The 18,535-nt window shown below is 71.7% G+C and carries 18 protein-coding genes; 15 read left to right on the forward strand and 3 right to left on the reverse strand.

What is annotated here, in order from left to right; all coding sequences use genetic code 11:
* Nucleotides 1-149: 149 nt before the first annotated feature.
* From ACFWJO_RS04070 to ACFWJO_RS04090, 5 genes are all read left to right on the forward strand, one after another.
* On the forward strand, nt 150-1,253 hold the full coding sequence (locus ACFWJO_RS04070; RefSeq protein ID WP_386863254.1) for a carbohydrate kinase family protein: 1,104 nt from the start codon (nt 150-152) through the stop codon (nt 1,251-1,253).
* Between the two features lie 160 nt (nt 1,254-1,413).
* Entirely contained in the window at nt 1,414-2,451 is a 1,038-nt protein-coding gene (locus ACFWJO_RS04075) for a PhoH family protein (RefSeq protein ID WP_386863255.1), read from the forward strand.
* 12 nt (nt 2,452-2,463) lie between these two features.
* Nucleotides 2,464-2,961: an rRNA maturation RNase YbeY gene (ybeY, locus tag ACFWJO_RS04080; protein WP_356067895.1), complete on the forward strand. Its 498-nt coding sequence runs from the start codon at nt 2,464-2,466 to the stop codon at nt 2,959-2,961.
* A gap of 13 nt (nt 2,962-2,974) precedes the next feature.
* Nucleotides 2,975-4,279, forward strand: coding sequence for a hemolysin family protein (locus tag ACFWJO_RS04085; RefSeq protein WP_386863256.1), 1,305 nt, complete (start codon nt 2,975-2,977; stop codon nt 4,277-4,279).
* Nucleotides 4,276-4,629: an MmcQ/YjbR family DNA-binding protein gene (locus ACFWJO_RS04090; protein ID WP_386863257.1), complete on the forward strand. Its 354-nt coding sequence runs from the start codon at nt 4,276-4,278 to the stop codon at nt 4,627-4,629. The genes ACFWJO_RS04085 and ACFWJO_RS04090 overlap by 4 nt, the downstream gene beginning before the upstream one ends.
* 1 nt (nt 4,630) lies before the next feature.
* Here ACFWJO_RS04090 and ACFWJO_RS04095 read toward each other — a convergent pair whose 3' ends face one another.
* Complete coding sequence (locus ACFWJO_RS04095) at nt 4,631-6,082, reverse strand: MFS transporter (RefSeq protein WP_386863258.1); 1,452 nt, start codon at nt 6,080-6,082, stop codon at nt 4,631-4,633.
* A 102-nt stretch (nt 6,083-6,184) separates the two neighbouring features.
* Between ACFWJO_RS04095 and ACFWJO_RS04100 the strand changes: the two genes are divergently transcribed.
* The 7 genes from ACFWJO_RS04100 (at nt 6,185) to era (ending at nt 12,659) form a co-directional block, all read left to right on the forward strand.
* The gene (locus ACFWJO_RS04100) at nt 6,185-7,072 is read left to right on the forward strand and encodes a helix-turn-helix transcriptional regulator (RefSeq protein ID WP_386863259.1); all 888 of its coding nucleotides are present in this window, start codon (nt 6,185-6,187) and stop codon (nt 7,070-7,072) included.
* Between the two features lie 142 nt (nt 7,073-7,214).
* On the forward strand, nt 7,215-7,946 hold the full coding sequence (locus ACFWJO_RS04105) for a hypothetical protein (protein WP_386863260.1): 732 nt from the start codon (nt 7,215-7,217) through the stop codon (nt 7,944-7,946).
* A 26-nt stretch (nt 7,947-7,972) separates the two neighbouring features.
* Nucleotides 7,973-8,335, forward strand: coding sequence for a cytidine deaminase (locus ACFWJO_RS04110; protein WP_384416789.1), 363 nt, complete (start codon nt 7,973-7,975; stop codon nt 8,333-8,335).
* Between the two features lie 230 nt (nt 8,336-8,565).
* Nucleotides 8,566-9,045, forward strand: a complete 480-nt coding sequence (locus ACFWJO_RS04115; protein ID WP_386863261.1) for a hypothetical protein — start codon at nt 8,566-8,568, stop codon at nt 9,043-9,045.
* 226 nt (nt 9,046-9,271) lie between these two features.
* Nucleotides 9,272-10,618 (forward strand): beta-xylosidase, encoded by a 1,347-nt coding sequence (locus ACFWJO_RS04120; protein ID WP_386863262.1) that lies wholly within the window; start codon nt 9,272-9,274, stop codon nt 10,616-10,618.
* A gap of 106 nt (nt 10,619-10,724) precedes the next feature.
* Nucleotides 10,725-11,678, forward strand: a complete 954-nt coding sequence (locus ACFWJO_RS04125; RefSeq protein ID WP_386863263.1) for a WxL protein peptidoglycan domain-containing protein — start codon at nt 10,725-10,727, stop codon at nt 11,676-11,678.
* A 21-nt stretch (nt 11,679-11,699) separates the two neighbouring features.
* Nucleotides 11,700-12,659, forward strand: coding sequence for a GTPase Era (gene era, locus ACFWJO_RS04130; protein ID WP_384416801.1), 960 nt, complete (start codon nt 11,700-11,702; stop codon nt 12,657-12,659).
* A gap of 52 nt (nt 12,660-12,711) precedes the next feature.
* Here era and ACFWJO_RS04135 read toward each other — a convergent pair whose 3' ends face one another.
* The gene (locus ACFWJO_RS04135) at nt 12,712-12,975 is read right to left on the reverse strand and encodes a protealysin inhibitor emfourin (RefSeq protein ID WP_386863264.1); all 264 of its coding nucleotides are present in this window, start codon (nt 12,973-12,975) and stop codon (nt 12,712-12,714) included.
* A gap of 20 nt (nt 12,976-12,995) precedes the next feature.
* Entirely contained in the window at nt 12,996-14,054 is a 1,059-nt protein-coding gene (locus ACFWJO_RS04140; RefSeq protein ID WP_386863265.1) for a M4 family metallopeptidase, read from the reverse strand.
* A 295-nt stretch (nt 14,055-14,349) separates the two neighbouring features.
* On the opposite strand from ACFWJO_RS04140, the gene leuA reads away from it, so the two are divergent.
* The 3 genes from leuA (at nt 14,350) to ACFWJO_RS04155 (ending at nt 18,471) form a co-directional block, all read left to right on the forward strand.
* Entirely contained in the window at nt 14,350-16,113 is a 1,764-nt protein-coding gene (gene leuA, locus ACFWJO_RS04145) for a 2-isopropylmalate synthase (RefSeq protein ID WP_386863266.1), read from the forward strand.
* Nucleotides 16,114-16,350: 237 nt separating this feature from the next.
* Nucleotides 16,351-17,646, forward strand: a complete 1,296-nt coding sequence (locus ACFWJO_RS04150; protein WP_386863267.1) for a choice-of-anchor A family protein — start codon at nt 16,351-16,353, stop codon at nt 17,644-17,646.
* A gap of 132 nt (nt 17,647-17,778) precedes the next feature.
* The gene (locus ACFWJO_RS04155; protein WP_384416816.1) at nt 17,779-18,471 is read left to right on the forward strand and encodes a TerB family tellurite resistance protein; all 693 of its coding nucleotides are present in this window, start codon (nt 17,779-17,781) and stop codon (nt 18,469-18,471) included.
* Nucleotides 18,472-18,535 lie beyond the last annotated feature (64 nt).

Consider the following 18,535-nt stretch of genomic DNA (forward strand, 5'->3'; position numbering starts at 1 on the left):
GATATGGGTCACGATCGGTTTGGGGCGGGATTCTGCGGGTATTACGTGGCGATCTCGTTGCGTCAGGCCCGTCTCACCGCCCCCTTCGGGCACACTGTCCGGATCAGCACCACGTGCCGATCCGCCGCACCACGACCGGGGAGCCTGCCGTGACCGAACGCGACACCGACGTCGACCCCCTGGTGTGCCTGCGCGAGCCCACCGACCCCGAGTGCGACGTCTTCCTCACCGGCACCGTCTTCCTCGACATCATCTTCACCGGCCTCGACTCCGCCCCCGTGCGCGGGACCGAGTCCTGGGCCCGCGGCATGGGCTCCAGCCCCGGCGGCGTCGCCAACATGGCCACCGCCCTCGCCCGCCTCGGCCTGCGCACCTCGCTCGCCGCCGCGTTCGGCGACGACCACTACGGCGAGTACTGCTGGGACGCCCTCGAACAGGGCGAGGGGATCGACCTCTCGCTCTCGCGGACCGTGCCGGGCTGGCACTCGCCCGTGACCGTCTCGATGGCCTACGAGGGCGAGCGCACCATGGTGTCGCACGGTCACGCCGCCCCGCCCCTCGACGGCGCCCTGCCCGCCTACCCGCCGCACGCCCGCGCCGCCGTCGCCTCCTTGGTGCCCGGGCGCAGCGAGGAGTGGGTCGCCAGGGCGGCCCGCGGCGGCGCCAAGGTCTTCGCCGACGTCGGCTGGGACGACACCGGGCGCTGGGACCTCGCCGGGCTCGCCGACCTCCAGCACTGCGAGGCCTTCCTGCCCAACGCCGCCGAGGCGATGCGGTACACCCGCACCGACTGCCCCCGCGCCGCCGCCCGCGCGCTCGCCGACAAGGTGCGGTACGCCGTCGTCACGCTCGGTTCCGAGGGCGCCTACGCCGTCGACGGCGCCACCGGCGAGACCGCCGAGGTGCCCGCCATCCAGGTCTCCGCCCTCGATCCCACCGGGGCCGGCGACGTCTTCGTCGCCGGATTCGTCACCGGCACGCTCGCCGGCTGGCCGCTCGCCGACCGGCTCGCCTTCGCCGGACTCACCGCCGCGCTCTCCGTGCAGGAGTTCGGCGGCTCGCTGTCCGCGCCGACCTGGGGCGAGATCGCCGCCTGGTGGCAGCACGTCCAGGGCCACGAGTGCCAGGATCCGGCCGCCCTGCGCGACCGCTACGCCTTCCTTGAGCGGCTGCTCCGGGACCGCCCGGCCCGCCCCTGGCCGCTGCGGCGCGCGGTCCCGACGATCGGCTTCCGGCCCGCGCCCGCCACCTGACCGGGAGGCCGGCGCCCGCCGCCCGGCCGGGAGGCCCCGGGCCCTTCCCGGTAAAAGGCTTCGGCGATGTCCGGGGCGAGTCGTAGGCTTGGTACCCGAGAGGTTGTCGAGCAGCGAGAACCCTGCAACAGGAGGTATGTGCAGGCCACAGTGCCGGCCCATGACTCAGACACCCACAGCCCACGCCCTTGCGCCGGGGCAGGCACGCGCCCAGTTCACGGTCCCCGCCAAGCACCCGATGGTCATGGTGCTCGGTTCCGGCGACTCCCTGCTGCGCGTGATCGAGGACGCGTTCCCGTCGACGGACATCCACGTACGGGGAAACGAGATCAGCGCGGTCGGTGACGCGCGGGAAGTCGCCGTCATCCAGCGCCTGTTCGACGAGATGATGCTGGTGCTCCGCACCGGTCAGCCGATGACGGAGGATGCCGTGGAACGTTCGATCGCGATGCTGCGTGAGGAGAACGAGGAAGCGGCGGTCGAGACGCCCTCCGAGGTGCTCACCCAGAACATCCTCTCCAGCCGCGGCCGGACCATCCGCCCCAAGACGCTGAACCAGAAGCGCTACGTCGACGCCATCGACAAGCACACGATCGTCTTCGGCATCGGCCCCGCCGGCACCGGCAAGACGTATCTGGCCATGGCCAAGGCGGTCCAGGCCCTGCAGTCCAAGCAGGTCACCCGGATCATCCTGACCCGGCCGGCCGTCGAGGCGGGCGAGCGGCTCGGCTTCCTGCCCGGCACGCTCTACGAGAAGATCGACCCGTATCTGCGTCCGCTCTACGACGCGCTGCACGACATGCTCGACCCCGACTCGATCCCCAAGCTCATGGCGAACGGGACGATCGAGGTCGCGCCGCTCGCGTACATGCGCGGCCGGACGCTCAACGACGCGTTCATCATCCTCGACGAGGCGCAGAACACGAACCCCGAGCAGATGAAGATGTTCCTCACCCGCCTCGGCTTCGACTCGAAGATCGTCATCACCGGTGACATCACCCAGGTCGACCTCCCCGGCGGCACGAAGAGCGGTCTCCGTCAGGTCCGGGAGATCCTGGACGGGGTCCAGGACGTGCACTTCTCCCTGCTCACGTCGCAGGATGTCGTACGGCACAAGCTCGTCGGCCGTATCGTCGACGCGTACGAGAAGTACGACAGCCGCAACGACGGCCGTCGCGAGAGCCGCAACGGGAAGTAGAAGCAACCGCACATGTCGATCGACGTCAACAACGAGTCCGGCACCGAGGTCGACGAGCAGGCGATCCTCGACATCGCCCGCTACGCGCTCGCGCGCATGCGCATCCACCCGCTCTCCGAGCTCTCGGTGATCGTCGTGGACGCGGAGGCGATGGAGCAGCTCCACATCCAGTGGATGGACCTGCCGGGCCCCACCGACGTCATGTCCTTCCCGATGGACGAGCTGCGCCCGCCGTCGAAGGACGACGAGGAGCCCCCGCAGGGGCTCCTCGGCGACATCGTGCTCTGCCCCGAGGTCGCCAAGAAGCAGGGCGAGGACGCCCCGACGCGGCACTCCATGGACGAGGAGCTCCAGCTCCTCACCGTCCACGGAGTGCTGCACCTGCTCGGCTACGACCACGAGGAGCCGGACGAGAAGGCCGAGATGTTCGGCCTCCAGGCCGCCATCGTGGACGGCTGGCGCGCGGAGCAGGGCCTGACCGGCCCGTCGCCGGCGCCGACCGTCTCCTGACCCCCGGCCGGTCATGAGCGCACAACTGATCCTGGGGGCCGTCGCCCTCGTCATCGTCGCCTGGCTCGCCGCCTGCGCCGAGGCGGGCATCGCCCGCGTCTCCGCCTTCCGCGCCGCCGAGGCCCTGCGGTCCGGGCGGCGCGGCGCCGAGAAACTGACGCAGGTCGCCTCCGACCCGACCCGCTACCTCAACGTGGCGCTGCTCGTCCGCGTCGCCTGCGAGATGGCGGCCGGCGTCCTCGTCACGTACGCCTGCCTGGAGGAGTTCTCCGAGACCTGGCAGGCGCTGCTCGTCGCGATCGTCGTGATGGTGCTCGTCTCGTACGTCGCCGTCGGCGTCTCGCCGCGCACCATCGGACGCCAGCACCCGCTGAACACGGCGACCGCCGCCGCGTACGTGCTGCTGCCGCTGGCCCGGGTCATGGGCCCGATCCCGCAGCTCCTCATCCTCATCGGCAACGCGCTGACGCCCGGCAAGGGCTTCCGCAAGGGCCCGTTCGCGTCCGAGGCCGAGCTGCGGGCCATGGTCGACCTCGCCGAGCAGGAGTCGCTGATCGAGGACGAGGAGCGCCGCATGGTGCACTCGGTCTTCGAGCTCGGCGACACCCTGGTGCGCGAGGTGATGGTGCCGCGCACCGACCTCGTCTGCATCGAGCGCTACAAGACCGTCCGTCAGGCCCTCACCCTGGCCCTGCGCTCCGGCTTCTCGCGCATCCCGGTCACCGGCGAGAACGAGGACGACATCGTCGGCATCGTGTATCTGAAGGACCTGGTCCGCAAGACGCACATCAACCGGGACGCCGAGGCGGACGTGGTCTCCACGACCATGCGTCCGGCGGCCTTCGTGCCCGACACCAAGAACGCGGGCGACCTGCTGCGCGAGATGCAGCAGGAACGCAACCACGTCGCCGTCGTCATCGACGAGTACGGCGGCACGGCCGGCATCGTCACCATCGAGGACATCCTCGAGGAGATCGTCGGCGAGATCACCGACGAGTACGACCGGGAGCTGCCGCCCGTCGAGGAACTCGGCGAGGACCGCTACCGGGTCACCGCCCGCCTCGACATCGGCGACCTCGGCGAGCTCTACGGCTTCGGCCCCGACGAGTACGACGACGAGGACGTGGAGACCGTCGGCGGACTGCTCGCCAAGGCCCTCGGCCGGGTGCCGATCGCCGGCGCCAACGCCGTCGTCGAGCTGCCCGACGGGCGGAGCCTGCGACTGACCGCCGAGTCCCCGGCCGGCCGCCGGAACAAGATCGTGACGGTGCTCGTCGAACCGCTCGGCAAGACCGGCGAGGAGGAGGCAGAGAGGTGACGCCCGACCAGCTGCGCGCGTTCTGCCTGGACTTCAACGACGCGACGGAGGAGTTCCCGTTCGGCCCGGACGTCTCGGTGTTCAAGGTCGCCGGAAAGATGTTCGCGCTGTCGTGGCTGGACGCCGAGCCGCTGAGCGTCAACCTCAAGTGCGACCCGGAGGACGCCGTACGACTCCGCGAGGAGTACCCCGCGATCGCGCCCGGCTACCACATGAACAAGCGGCACTGGAACACCGTGACCGTGCCGGAGCTCCCGGACCGGATGGTCCGGGAGCTCGTCGAGGACTCGTACGACCTCGTCGTCGCCGGCCTGCCGAAGGCGGTACGGCTCCGTCTCGACCGGCCGTAGCTCACCCGGCGGCTGTCCGGCGGACCCGCAGGCCGAGCGCGACCAGGGCGGCCGTCGCCAGGACGATCGCCGCGTCAAGCGCCAGCACCGTGCGCACGCCGCCGTACAGGCTGTCGCCGGTCGTGGCGAGGACGCCGAGCAGCGGGATGCCGACGGTGAGGCCGACCTGCTGCGTCGTGGTCACCAGACCGGTGGCCAGCCCCTGCTCCTCGTCCGGTACGCCGGAGGTGACGGTCACGCCGTACGAGATGATCGCGGCCAGGTGGCACATGGAGGCCAGCGAGACCACGACCGTCGCCAGGACGGCGCCGGAGTCCGAGCCGACGGCCAGCAGCCCGGCGGTCAGCGCGCCCTGGCCGGTGAGGCCGAGGACCAGGGTGCGGCGGGCGCCGATCCGGCCGATCACCCTGGCGGCGAAGGAGCCGGCGAGGATCGACAGCAGGCCCTGGACGCCGAAGACCAGACCGGTCTGGAAGCCGGACAGGCCCAGCGTCTCCTGCAGGTACAGGGTCAGGACGAAGACGACCGTCGACATCATCGCGAAGGTGACGAGCCCGCCCAGGTTGCCGAAGGCGACCGTGCGCCGCTTCAGCATCGGGAGCGACACCAGCGGGGCCTCGTGCCGCGACTCGACGACCACGAAGACCACCAGCAGCGCCACGCCCGCCACCAGGGTGACCAGGACGTCCGCGCCGCCGAAGCCGCGCTGGGCCGCCGTCGACAGGGCGTAGATCAGGGACAGCAGACCGCCGGTGACGGTCACCGCGCCCGGCACGTCGAGGCGGGGCCGCTCGGGGGTGCGGGACTCGGGCAGCAGGCGCGGGGCGAAGGGCAGCACGAGCGCGCTGAACAGGGCGAGCAGGCCCATGGTGGAGCGCCAGCCGAACGTGTCGGTCATGACGCCGCCCAGGACCATGCCGACGGTGAAGCCCAGCGACAGGATGGTGCCGGAGATGCCGAGCGCCCGGTCGCGCTGCGGACCCTCCGGGAAGGTCGTGGTCAGCAGCGCCATGCCGGTCGGCACGATCGCCGCCGCTCCCAGACCCTGCAGGGCGCGGCCGGTGAGGAAGGCGGCCGGGCTCCAGGCGAAGGTGGCGAGCAGCGAGGCGGCGCCGAAGAGCGCGAGGCCCGCGAGGAACAGCTTCTTGCGTCCGTACAGGTCGCCGATCCGGCCGGAGAGCAGCAGGAAGCCGCCGGACGGCAGGGCGAAGGCGGTGACCGCCCACTGGAGGGCGGAGGTGCTGAGGCCGAGGTCGGCGCCGAGCACGGGAAGGGCCACGTTCAAAACGGAGAAGTCCAGCGACACCATGAACTGGGCGGCGCACAGGACGATGAGGATGAGGCGGGCGCGGCCGGTGAGCGCGGGAGCGGCCGGGGCGGTGGGCGTCGGGGGAGCGGGAGCGACCGGGGCGGTCTTGTCCGGGGAGGTCTCGGGGGAGGTGACGGTTGCCATGGCCACGACTCTCGTGGCGCGGGAATGTCCGTGGGGAGCGGGAACTTATCCTGTTGGTCGCACCACCAGGCACCACCATGCATCCAGGGGGAGGAAGCACACGTGGCCACGGCACTGGAGAGTACCGACGGCAAGGCCCACCGGCTGGCCGAACTGCGCGAGTTCCTGATGAGCCGCAGGGCCCGGGTGACGCCCGCCGAGGCCGGCCTGCCCGAGGGCGGCGCCCGGCGCCGCACGCCGGGGCTGCGCCGCGAGGAGGTCGCCGTCCTCGCCGGCGTCGGGGTCTCCTGGTACCAGTGGCTGGAGCAGGGGCGCGACATCACCGTCTCGCCGCAGGTGCTCGACTCCGTCGCGCGGGTGCTGCGGCTGAGCCCCGCCGAGCGGCGCCATCTGTACGTCCTCGCGGGCCTCAACCCGCCCGCGCCGGAGGTCGATCCGCGGTCGGCGGACATGTGCCACGGGCTGCGGCGGCTGATCGACGCGTGGATGCCGTTCCCGGCGCACATCATGGACGCCTACTGGAACACGGTCATGTACAACGACGCGGCGTCCTTCGTCCTCGGGATGCGGCCGGAGATCGTCCAGAACTGCCTGATCTCGTTCTTCACCGACCCGATCTACCGCGCCCGGTCGAACGACTGGGCGGAGCTGGCGCCCAAGGTCGTCGCCCAGTTCCGGGCGGCCTGCTCGGAGAGCCCGGACGACGACGGCTTCCGGGCGGTCGTCGAGGAGGCGAAGGCGGCCAGCGCCGAGTTCACGGAGCTGTGGGAGCGGCGGGACATCATGCCGGGCGGCCAGACCCGCAAGATCCTGGACCATCCCCTGGTCGGGCCCCTGCACGTGGAGGCCACCCAGCTCCGCGTACCGGCCCGTCCCGACCTGGTGATCGTGCTGCACACCCCGCTCCCCGAGGCCGACACGGCGGCGAAGCTGGAATGGCTGACGTCGCCGGAGGGGCGGCGCGGGGCGATGTATCCGGTGGCGGGCTGACGTCCGGCCCCGCGGGCGCCCTGGGACCGGGCCGGTGACAGGAGCTTGTCAGCGGCCCCGTATATTCTCCTCGCCGTTCGGTCGTCGACTCGGTGACCAGGCGTTTTCCGCTCATTCACCCACCCCCAAGAGGCAGTTCACCATGCGTACTCGCATCAGCCGCGGCCTGGCCGCCGCCCTCGCCGTCTCCGCGCTCTCGCTGACCGCCGCGTGCGGTGGCGGGGCGAAGGACGACGCCAAGAAGGACGGCGCCGACAAGCCGGCCGCCGGCGCGACGACCTCCGCCGCGCCCACCTCCGAGGCGCCGGCCACGCCGCTGACCGCCGCCCAGATGAAGGCCGGTCTCCTGGAGCTGAAGGACCTGCCGTCCGGCTGGAAGGCCAGCAAGGCCGAGGACGACGACACCGTGTACAAGGCCGACAAGCCCGAGTGCGCGCCGATCGCCGATCTGATGAGCGGGAAGCTCGACGGCGGCACCGAGGGTGGCGAAGCCGGCTTCAGCATGGGCAACAACGACTCCGAGATCGACGAGGCGACCGCGACCTTCCCCGGTACCGGCGCGGCCGACTTCACCAAGAAGATCGGCACCGCCCTGGAGAGCTGCACCGGCTTCACCACCGAGGTGGAGGGCTCCCAGTGGAAGATCACGCTGACGAAGCTCACCGCCCCGCAGGGCGTCGAGGAGGCGCACGCCTTCGTGGCCGCGATCGAGGTCGCGCCCGGCATGAAGATCGAGCCGAACGTGTTCGTCGCCCGCCAGGGCACCGGTGTCCTCCGCTTCCTGCACCTCGCGGACGCCGCCACCGCCAAGAAGGACTTCCCCACCCTCTCCAAGCTCGCCACCGACAAGTTCGCCAAGGCCGCCCAGGGCTGAGCCCCGTCCCGACCTATCCTCGGATCATGACAATCAACCGCGAGCACGACGACCTCGGCGCCGAGGACCTCAAGATCATCACGCTGGCGCGCAGCGCCCGCGCCCGCAACGGGGTCGCGGAGGGCGCCGCGGTACGGGACGAGACCGGTCGGACGTACGTCGCCGGGACCGTCGCCCTCGAGTCGCTCAAGCTGAGCGCGCTGCAGACCGCCGTCGCCATGGCCGTGGCCAGCGGCGCGCAGTCGCTGGAGGCCGCGGCCGTGGTCTCCACCGCGGAGGCCGCGTCCGACGAGGACCGCGCGGCCGTGCGGGACCTGGGCGGGCCGGAGACCCCGGTGCTGCTCGCCGGGCCCGACGGGCGGCTGCGGGTGGCGGTCACGGCGGGCTGAACCGCCCGTACGCCCATGACGTACGAAGCCCGGGGCCCGGCGCGTGGACCACGCGCCGGGCCCTCGTGGTACCGCTCCCGCACGGGCCTTGTGCTCTTGTGAAGAATGCGCGTCAATAGCAGCGACCGGTCCGACGGACCGTCAGTTCTCCGCCCTTCTCGCGGAGTTCCCTGACGCAGTGTCCGCACCCCTGCGTTCGTCATCGGAAACGGAAGGGGTTCGACCTCGCCATGAGAAGCAGAAGCAGCTTAGGGATCGTCGCGGTGCTCTCCGGAGCCCTCGCCGCCGCCGGTCTCGTCCTCGCGCCCGGCGCCGCCGCGGTGTCGCCGGGTTCGGCGACGGCCACGTACGACTGCGGGTCGTGGGGCGGCGGCGGTGCCACGCTCACCGCCACGCAGAGCGGCACCGCCGCGACCATCACGCTCACCTCCGCGGTGAAGACGCCGATCGCGGTCGGCGCCGACCAGATCAACGCCACGCTGACGATGGCCAACGGCGCCGGCGGCACCCGGGTCTTCACGGGCCGGAAGAACCCGCCGCTCGCCGCGAACCAGGCCGTCACCATCGGCCCGCTCAGTGGGACGGTCGCCTCCGGCGACAGCCTCAACTCCTACTTCGCGGGCACCGCGCTCAAGATGGTGATCTTCGGCGTCACGGTGAACTGCGACGCGCTCACCTCGCAGTCGCCCGGGCCCTTCGTGTTCAGCTGAGCCCTTCCCGCACGGCCGGCCGGTACCGCCGGGGGCGGTACCGGTCCTTGCTGTGCCGTCGCTCCGTCCCGCCGCGTCCGAACGGGCTTGACCTGGGGAAACGTCGTCGCGCTCGCCGATCTTGACAGTATCTGATGGGTCATCAGTCGGTGCATTTCGATTCCATTGACTTCTCTCGGCCCGCAGCCGTCAATGGCGCCCTCTCATCCCTCAGGAGGGGACCCACATGGCACAGACCCGAAGCCGCGCGGCGGCCCGAAGACGGCGTCGCTGGACCGCCGCCCTCGGCGCCACCGCGCTCGCGCTCACTGCGGGCGGCGCGTTCGCCGCGCCGGCCGGCGCACTCACCACCGCCTCCAAGGCCGTGGAGTTCGCCACCCACTGCATCCCGCCGCCGATCGCCGGCATCCCGCCCATCGACGGCACCACCACCGCCGAGATCACGGTCGACAACCCGGCGCCCAAGGTCGGCGACACGGTCACCGTCACCTACACGGTCACCAAGCCCGCCGCCTCCAACCCGGTCGACCTGGCCCTCCCGGCCGACATCATGACCCCGAGCGGCAAGGTCACCCTCGGCGGCGCCCAGACCGGCTCCGTCACCGTCACGGGAGAGAAGAAGAACCCGCCCGTCCCCGGCAAGGGCGCCTTCCCGCCCTTCTCGATGAAGGGCACCTTCACGGTCACCGCGCCCGGCGCGATCGACCTCTCGCCCGGCGACTACAACATCCACACCAGCTACATCATGGAGCTGGACACGCCCTGCACCGTGACCAACCCGCCCGCGCCCGTCTCCGAAACGGTCACCGCCACGGCCCAGCCCGGCGCCAACGAGCGGGCCCTGCAGCTCGACAACGCCTCCGGCGCACCCGGAGTCCGGGTCACCGTCACCGGCAGCAAGTTCACGCCGCTCACCGAGGTCACCGTCGTCGGCCGGGCCGGAGCGGCCGAGACCGCCGACCGGATGACGGTCACCACGGACAGCCAGGGCGGCTTCGCCGCACGCCTGAGGGTCAGCGACCTGGCGACCACCGGGATCGTGGCGTACGAGGGCGCGGCATGGGACCCCGGCAAGGGCGCGGGCCCCGTCGCGTACCAGGTCATCGACGACACCCCGGCCCCGCCGAACAGCCAGAAGGTCACCGCGTCGGTCAGGGCCGGCGAGCTGTCGATGACCCAGGCCGGAGACGCCGTCGCACTCTCGGCCGTCGACTTCGGGCAGGGCGGCGCGGCCACCGGCGCGCTGAAGACGGTGACGGTCAAGGACTTCCGCGGCGGCCCCGCGGGCTGGTCCCTGACCGGCAAGGTCACCGACTTCACCGGCCCCGGCGGGGCCATCGGGGCCGGCAAGCTCAGCTGGACGCCGGCCTGCACGACCAAGCCCGGCAGCCCCAGCACCTGCGTGCCCGGCAGCGCGGGCGCCGTCGGCAGCACCGGCGCGACCCTCGCCTCCACGCCCAACGGCACCCTCACCGGCGGCGAGTTCACCGTCGACGCGGGCCTGTCCCTCGACGTCCCCGCGTTCACCGCGCCGGGCTCGTACGCGGGCGTGCTCACGCTGACGCTGTCCTGACCAGGCCAGACCGGACAAGGCAGACCAGGCCTCACTGGGCCTGACCGTCCAGCGGGCCGGGCGCGCACCCGGCCGGCCCGCCACCTACCTCAAGGGGTCCGCACCCGTGCGCACGCTGTACGTCCTCCTCCTGTGCACCGCCCTGGCGCTGCTGGGCCAGCTGCCCGCCGCCGCGCCCGCCTCCGCCGCCGAGAACGGCGAGTGGGCCGTCTATCCGGCCGCGTCGCGGCTCGGCAGCCGCCCGTACTTCTACCTCTCCGCCGATCCCGGGACCACCGTCACCGACGAGGTCACCGTCGCCAACAAGACCGCCGCACCGCTCACCTTCCTCCTGTACGGCGCCGACGCCTACAACACCGAACGCGACGGCGGCTTCGCCGTCCGCACCCGGCAGGAGAAGCAGACCGGCGCCGGCGCCTGGATCAGGCCCGCCCGCGACCGGGTCACCGTCCCCGCGCGTTCCGCCGTCACCGTGCCGTACACCCTCACCGTCCCCGCCGACGCCGAGCCCGGCGACCATCCCGGCGCCGTCGTCGCCCTCGACGAACGGATCGCCAAGGGCGCGGGAGGCTCCGTCGCGCTCGGCGTGCAACGGGCGGTCGGCGCCCGGGTCTACCTGCGGGTCGGCGGCCCCACCGTCCCCGCCCTGTCCGTCGAGGACGTCACCCTCAGCCAGGACCGGCCGCTCGTCCCCGGCACCCGCACCAGCAGCGCCGTCGTCTCCTACACCCTGCACAACCGCGGCAACGTCACCCTCAGCCCCAAGGTCGCCCTCACCGCCCGCGGCCTCTTCGGCCGCACCCTGCTCTCCCGTGACCTGGACCGGCTGCCCGCCGAGCTGCTGCCCCGGCAGAAGATCCGGCTCACCGCGCGGTGGACGGGATCGCCGCAGCTCGACTGGGGTGACGTGACCCTCACCGCGACCGCCAAGGACGTCCGCGAGACCGGCCGCGTCTCCTTCCTGGCGCTGCCCTGGCTGCCGCTGGCCGTCCTCGTCACCGGCGCCGCCGGCGGCGTCCTCGCCCTGCGGCTGCGCCGACGGCGGGCACTGAGTACGTGAGGCGGGCGCTCATCGGGGACAATGGCCCCCATGAGCGTTCGCACCCCTGAGACCGATGAGAACACCGCCCCCCACCGGGCGGGCTTCGCCTGCTTCGTCGGGCGACCCAACGCGGGCAAGTCCACCCTGACGAACGCTCTGGTCGGCCAGAAGGTGGCGATCACCTCCAACCGGCCCCAGACCACCCGGCACACCGTGCGCGGCATCGTGCACCGCCCGGACGCCCAGCTGATCCTGGTCGACACCCCCGGCCTCCACAAGCCGCGCACCCTGCTCGGCGAGCGGCTCAACGACGTCGTCCGCACCACCTGGGCCGAGGTCGACGTCATCGGCTTCTGCCTGCCCGCCGACCAGAAGCTCGGCCCCGGCGACCGGTTCATCGCCAAGGAGCTCGCCGAGATCCGGAAGACGCCGAAGGTCGCCATCGTCACCAAGACCGACCTGGTCGACTCCAAGACCCTCGCCGAGCAGCTGATCGCCGTCGACCAGCTCGGCAAGGAGCTCGGCATCGAGTGGGCCCAGATCGTGCCCGTCTCCGCCGTCGGCGACAAGCAGGTGCAGCTCGTCGCCGACCTGCTCATCCCGCTGCTGCCGGAGTCCCCGCCGCTCTACCCCGAGGGCGACCTCACCGACGAGCCCGAGCAGGTCATGGTCGCCGAGCTGATCCGCGAGGCCGCGCTCGAAGGCGTACGGGACGAGCTGCCGCACTCCATCGCGGTGGTCGTGGAGGAGATGATCCCCCGCGAGGGCCGCCCCGCGGACCGCCCGCTGCTCGACATCCACGCCAATGTGTTCATCGAGCGCCCCAGCCAGAAGGGCATCATCATCGGCCCGAAGGGCAGCCGCCTCAAGGAGGTCGGCATGAAGTCCCGCAAGCACATCGAGGCCCTGCTCGGGACCCCGGTCTTCCTCGACCTCCACGTGAAGGTCGCGAAGGACTGGCAGCGGGACCCCAAGCAGCTCCGCAGGCTGGGCTTCTAGGCAGCCGGGCCTCCGGCCTGAGCGGCGAGACACCCCCTGGCCAGGCGCCTGGCTAGGCGCCTTCCTTCAGGACCCTCGTGATCAGGGCCCGCTGCGTCTCCGTGAGGTCCGGGTCGCAGCAGTGGATCGTCCTGCCGTCGATCGTGATCTCGTACGAGAAGCCGTCCGGCACGGCCCGGCCGTCTCCCCCGCCCTCCCTGAGGACGGTCTCGGCCAGACCGTGCCACTCGGTCGCGTCGGCCAGGCCGGCGGTGTCCACCTCCGCCGACCGTCCGATGCCCGCGAAGCCTCCCGTGCGCTGTACTCGAATCCGCATGGGACCTGTCTACAGGGCTCTCAGTTCGCCGGCACCCCGACGAGCGACCACGCCTTGAGAACGGCCGCCAGCTCGTCGCCGTCCCCGAAGAGCCTCCGCGCCGACGCGACCGTCGCCCGCGCGAACTCGGAGAACCGGGCCTCCTCGGTCAGCGTGCCGCCGGTCATCACGTCGTACCAGATCCGGCCGGCCCGCTCCCAGGCGAAGCCGCCGAGCTCGGTTGCGAGCAGGTAGAAGGCGTGGTTGGGGATGCCCGAGTTGATGTGGACGCCGCCGTTGTCGGAGCTCGTGCGGACGTAGTCGTCCATCGTGGCCGGCTGCGGGTCCCTGCCGAGGACGTCGTCGTCGTACGCCGTGCCCGGCTCCTTCATCGAGCGCAGCGCCACGCCGTTGTCGATGGCGGGGCCGAGCAGCCCGGCGCCGATCAGCCAGTCCGCCTGGTCGGCGGTCTGGCCGAGCGCGTACTGCTTCACGAGCGAGCCGAAGACGTCGGACACGGACTCGTTGAGCGCCCCGGACTGGCCGAAGTAGGCGAGGTTCGCCGTGTGCTGGGTGAAACCGTGGGCCAGCTCGTGGCCGATGACGTCGACCGGGATCGTGAAGTCGAGGAAGAGCTCGCCGTCGCCGTCGCCGAACACCATCTGCTCGCCGTTCCAGAAGGCGTTGTCGTACTTCTCGTCGAAGTGGACCGTGGCGAGCAGCGGCATCCCGGCCCCGTCGATCGAGCGGTGGCCGTAGACCTTCGCGAAGAGGTCGAAGGTGGCGCCGAGCCCGGCGTAGGCCCGGTTGACGGTGGTGTCGGCGACCGCCGCCTCGCCCTCGCCGCGCACCTCGACGCCCGGCAGATCGGTGCCGTGCTCGGCGTCGTACACGGTCCGCTGCGGCTTGTCGGAGGCCTCGCCGCCGGCCGGGGCCGGGGGCGCCTCCGCGCGGGCCGACCGCTGGGTGGCGTCCACGAGGAGGGTGCGCTGGGCGGCCTCGGCGAAGGCCGGATTGTCGGACTCGGCGAGCCGCTCCAGCATGTGCGGCGGCACGATCGAGCAGAGGACGGGGCGGTCGGCAGACGTGTGGGGAGTCATCCCTGCAATGTGGCACTGCGTGGCCCCACTGTCACGAGCAGCGACGGCGATTGGCGAAATGGAGTGATGGGTCACCTTTCTCCCTTGACGTGGGAGCCGTCCCGCATACTGAAACGGGACGTCCGCCTCCGCCGGTCCTGGGCTATGGTGACGCACATCATGCGTTTCGGGCTGCTTCTCCTTAGCTGCCGCGGCGAGGGCCTGTAGTCGTAGGCCGACCCCCTCCCCGCGGGTTTCGGTGTTGCGTTCGACAGTCGGCCGTCCTTCCCGCAGGACCCCTGAGGAGCCCTACGCAATGTCCCAGTCGCCCTTCATCAGCCGTCCGACGCCCGTCACCAACGCGACGCACCTGCAGAAGCCGTCGGGCATGCCGGTGCACAAGTACGGGCAGTACGAGGCCGTCGACATCCCGGACCGCACCTGGCCCGAGCAGCGCATCACCAAGGCGCCCCGCTGGCTGTCGACCGACCTGCGCGACGGCAACCAGGCGCTGATCGACCCGATGAGCCCGGCCCGCAAGCGCGAGATGTTCGACCTGCTGGTCCGCATGGGCTACAAGGAGATCGAGGTCGGCTTCCCGTCCTCCGGCGAGACCGACTTCGCCTTCGTGCGCTCGATCATCGAAGAGGGCGCGATCCCGGACGACGTCACCATCTCCGTACTGACCCAGGCCCGCGAGGACCTGATCGAGCGGACCGTGGAGTCCCTGGTCGGCGCCCGGCGCGCCACCGTCCACCTGTACAACGCGACCGCGCCCACCTTCCGCCGGGTCGTCTTCCGCGGCTCGAAGGACGACATCAAGCAGATCGCGGTCGACGGCACCCGCCTGGTCATGGAGTACGCCGAGAAGCTGCTGGGCCCGGAGACCACCTTCGGCTACCAGTACAGCCCGGAGATCTTCACCGACACCGAGCTGGACTTCGCCCTGGAGGTCTGCGAGGCGGTCTGCGACGTCTGGCAGCCCGGCCCGGGCCGCGAGATCATCCTCAACCTGCCCGCCACCGTGGAGCGCTCGACGCCGTCCACGCACGCGGACCGCTTCGAGTGGATGTCCCGCAACCTGACCCGCCGCGAGTACGTCTGCCTGTCCGTCCACCCGCACAACGACCGCGGTACGGCCGTGGCGGCGGCCGAGCTGGCGATCATGGCCGGCGCCGACCGCATCGAGGGCTGCCTGTTCGGCCAGGGCGAGCGCACCGGCAACGTCGACCTGGTGACCCTGGGCATGAACCTGTTCAGCCAGGGCGTCGACCCGCAGATCGACTTCTCGCAGATCGACGAGATCCGCCGCACCAGCGAGTACTGCAACCAGATGGAGGTCCACCCGCGCCACCCGTACGCGGGCGACCTGGTCTACACCGCCTTCTCCGGCTCCCACCAGGACGCCATCAAGAAGGGCTTCGACGCCATGGAGGCCGACGCGGCCGCCCAGGGCAAGACCGTCGACGAGATCGAGTGGGCCGTCCCGTACCTGCCGATCGACCCGAAGGACGTCGGCCGCTCCTACGAGGCCGTCATCCGCGTCAACTCGCAGTCCGGCAAGGGCGGCATCGCGTACGTCCTGAAGAACGACCACAAGCTGGACCTGCCGCGCCGGATGCAGATCGAGTTCTCGAAGATCATCCAGGCGAAGACCGACGCCGAGGGCGGCGAGGTCACGCCGAAGGAGATCTGGTCCGTCTTCCAGGACGAGTACCTGCCCAACCCGGACAACCCGTGGGGCCGCATCCAGCTGCGCTCCGGCCAGTCCACCTCCGACACGGACGGCACCGACACCCTGAAGGTCGAGGCGGTCGTCGACGGCGTCGAGACCGTCCTGACCGGCTCCGGCAACGGTCCGATCTCCGCCTTCTTCGCCGCGCTGCAGGCGATCGGCGTGGACGCCCGCCTGCTGGACTACCAGGAGCACACGATGAGCGAGGGCGCGTCCGCGCAGGCCGCCTCGTACATCGAGTGCGCCATCGACGGCAAGGTCCTGTGGGGCATCGGCATCGACGCCAACACGACCCGCGCCTCCCTGAAGGCCGTCGTCTCGGCGGTCAACCGCTCCGCGCGCTGACGCCCTTCCGCCACGCGCCGACGCCCCTTCCCCGGCCGCCCCGCACTCCTCCGAGGAGTGCGGGGCGGCCGCTTTAGTGAGGTGCGTCACGGTTTCAGGTTCGCTTAAGGAAGATGGTGCGGACATGCCGGAATCGCTGTCATATCAGGTGTGTTGACGGCACATCAGGGTCTGGCGGAAGGTCGGCTCGTCCACTCGGACACGCCTCCTCCCCGCACTCCCGACCTGGAGTTCCGCATGCGCACGCCCGCCGCCGTGGCCGCCGTCCTCGCCGTGACCGGTGCCGCCCTCACCTGGGCCCCCACCGCCTCCGCCGCCACGGAATGCGCGACGAACCCGCTGGGCACGGCCGGCCGGTACGCCGAGTTCGTGGAGCAGGACTCGACCCGCTACTCGGACTCCGAGGGCGCCGTCGCGGTCGGCGGCGACGCGCACTTCGGCGACGCGAAGACCGGCCACGGCTTCTCCGTCGGCCACAAGCTGACCGCCGCCGACCTCGCCGCCCTGCCCGGCGGGCACAGCCTCGTCGTCGGTGGCACCCTCCACGCCAACCAGGTCGTCCTCGACAACGGCACGGGCATCGCCGGCAAGGTCGTCGACCGCTCCGCCAAGGGCTCCGGCTTCGGAGTCGACGGCGACAAGGTCAAGGAAGGCCCGTCCCCGGTCGACTTCGGCAAGGAGTTCGGCTCCCTGCGCACCCTGTCCGCCGGCTGGGCCGCCGTCGCCCCCACCGGCACCGTCGCCGCCTCCGGCGACGGCCTGTTCCTCACCGGCGCGGACAAGCGGCTCAACGTCTTCGCCGTGAACGCCGCCGACCTGGAGAAGGCCCGCGCGATCACCCTGGACGTCCCCGTGGGCGCCTCGACCCTGGTGAACGTGCTCGGCACCTCCTACGACATGAACAGCTCCGCCACCTACGGCGTCTACTACAAGAACCTCGACGGCGGCGCGCCCGTCGTCGACGACTACTCCGTGCCCGCTGACGCCTACCGGCAGATCCGCGCCAAGCTGCTGTGGAACTTCCCGCAGGCCACCAGCGTGAAGAAGAACCACACCTCCTGGCCCGGCACCCTCCTCGCGCCGAACGCCACCGTCGCCATGGGCGGTGCGAACACCGGCCCCGGCCACGTCAACGGCTCCGTCATCGCCAGGAACCTGCTCACCGTCCCCGGCGCCGAAACCCACCACATGACCTTCACCGGCTGCCTCCCCGGCGGGAAGCAGCCCGGCCCGGTCGTCACCCCGGAGCAGCCGCAGCCGACCGACACCCCCGTGCCGACGGCCCCCGCGACCCCGTCGTCGCCCACCGACACCGCCTCCCCGAAGCCGTCCACTCCGGCCACTTCCGCCCCGACCCCCTCATCGTCCACGTCGGCCGCGGCGCCCGCGCCCACGCCGTCGTCCACCCCGGAGGGTGATCTCGCCCGGACCGGTTCGTCCTTCGGACCTGGCGCGATCGGGGTCGCCGCGGGCGTGGTCGTGCTGGGTGGCGGCCTTCTGGCCTTCGCGAAGCTGCGCAGGCGGGTCTCCTGAGGCCCGCGGGGGCCCGGCGGGTCTCGGCCATCTCCCTGGCGTTCTGCTGACGAGGTGCTGACGCCACATCATCGATGTGGCTAACATCACGCCAACGCCGGCGGTGTTGCCGGGACGTTAAGGAGGTGCGGCGTGCGGTCAGCGCGGAAGTCACGGGACCGGAGCAGGGTTCTCTGCGGAATTCGCACCTCGTGGAACACGATCGGCGACGGCGAGTTCTTCTGCGAGGAGTGCGGCGGCGACCGCAACTACCGGCGCCGCACCGGCCGCCGCCGGTTCGCCGTCCTCGGCGTGCCGCTGCTGCCCCGGGGCCACGCCGGCCCGGTCGTGGAGTGCGCCGCCTGCCACACCCACTTCGGTACGGACGTGCTGGCGCACCCGACCACGAGCCGGTTCTCCGGGATGCTGCGCGACGCCGTGCACACCGTGGCCCTGGCCGTCCTCGCGGCCGGCGGCACCTCCTCCCGTACCGCCGTCGACATCGCCGTGGGCGGCGTGCGGGCGGCCGGGTTCGCCGACTGCACCGGGCTCCAGCTCGTCGAGCTGGTGGAGGCGCTCGCCGCCGACACCGGCCGCTTCCTGCCGGACGTCAGCAGCGGAGGAGCGGCCCTCGCCATCGAGCTCCACGAGGCGCTCGAACCGCTCTCGCCGCACCTGGCCCCCTCCGGCCGCGAATCGATCCTGCTCCAGGGCGCGCTGATCGCCCTCGCGGACGGCCCGTACAGCCCCGCCGAGCGGGAGGTCCTCACCACCGTCGGCAACGCGCTCGCGCTGTGCGCGGACGACACGGCGCGGCTGCTCGCGACGGCACGCAAGGTCGGCTGAGGACCGCGACCGCCACGGCGCGGGGTCGGGCTAGGCGTCGCGGACCCGGCCAAGATCCGGAAGA

This window comes from Streptomyces sp. NPDC127092 (genome assembly GCF_042722475.1).
In the GTDB taxonomy this organism is placed as follows: domain Bacteria; phylum Actinomycetota; class Actinomycetes; order Streptomycetales; family Streptomycetaceae; genus Streptomyces.

Coding starts and splice junctions, on each gene's coding strand:
- ACFWJO_RS04075 (WP_386863255.1), top strand. CDS start 1,414: ATGACTCAGACACCCACAGCCCACGCCCTTGCGCCGGGGCAGGCACGC.
- ybeY (WP_356067895.1), top strand. CDS start 2,464: ATGTCGATCGACGTCAACAACGAGTCCGGCACCGAGGTCGACGAGCAG.
- ACFWJO_RS04085 (WP_386863256.1), top strand. CDS start 2,975: ATGAGCGCACAACTGATCCTGGGGGCCGTCGCCCTCGTCATCGTCGCC.
- ACFWJO_RS04095 (WP_386863258.1), bottom strand. CDS start 6,082: ATGGCAACCGTCACCTCCCCCGAGACCTCCCCGGACAAGACCGCCCCG.
- ACFWJO_RS04105 (WP_386863260.1), top strand. CDS start 7,215: ATGCGTACTCGCATCAGCCGCGGCCTGGCCGCCGCCCTCGCCGTCTCC.
- ACFWJO_RS04110 (WP_384416789.1), top strand. CDS start 7,973: ATGACAATCAACCGCGAGCACGACGACCTCGGCGCCGAGGACCTCAAG.
- ACFWJO_RS04115 (WP_386863261.1), top strand. CDS start 8,566: ATGAGAAGCAGAAGCAGCTTAGGGATCGTCGCGGTGCTCTCCGGAGCC.
- ACFWJO_RS04120 (WP_386863262.1), top strand. CDS start 9,272: ATGGCACAGACCCGAAGCCGCGCGGCGGCCCGAAGACGGCGTCGCTGG.
- era (WP_384416801.1), top strand. CDS start 11,700: ATGGCCCCCATGAGCGTTCGCACCCCTGAGACCGATGAGAACACCGCC.
- ACFWJO_RS04135 (WP_386863264.1), bottom strand. CDS start 12,975: ATGCGGATTCGAGTACAGCGCACGGGAGGCTTCGCGGGCATCGGACGG.
- ACFWJO_RS04140 (WP_386863265.1), bottom strand. CDS start 14,054: ATGACTCCCCACACGTCTGCCGACCGCCCCGTCCTCTGCTCGATCGTG.
- leuA (WP_386863266.1), top strand. CDS start 14,350: ATGTCCCAGTCGCCCTTCATCAGCCGTCCGACGCCCGTCACCAACGCG.
- ACFWJO_RS04150 (WP_386863267.1), top strand. CDS start 16,351: ATGCGCACGCCCGCCGCCGTGGCCGCCGTCCTCGCCGTGACCGGTGCC.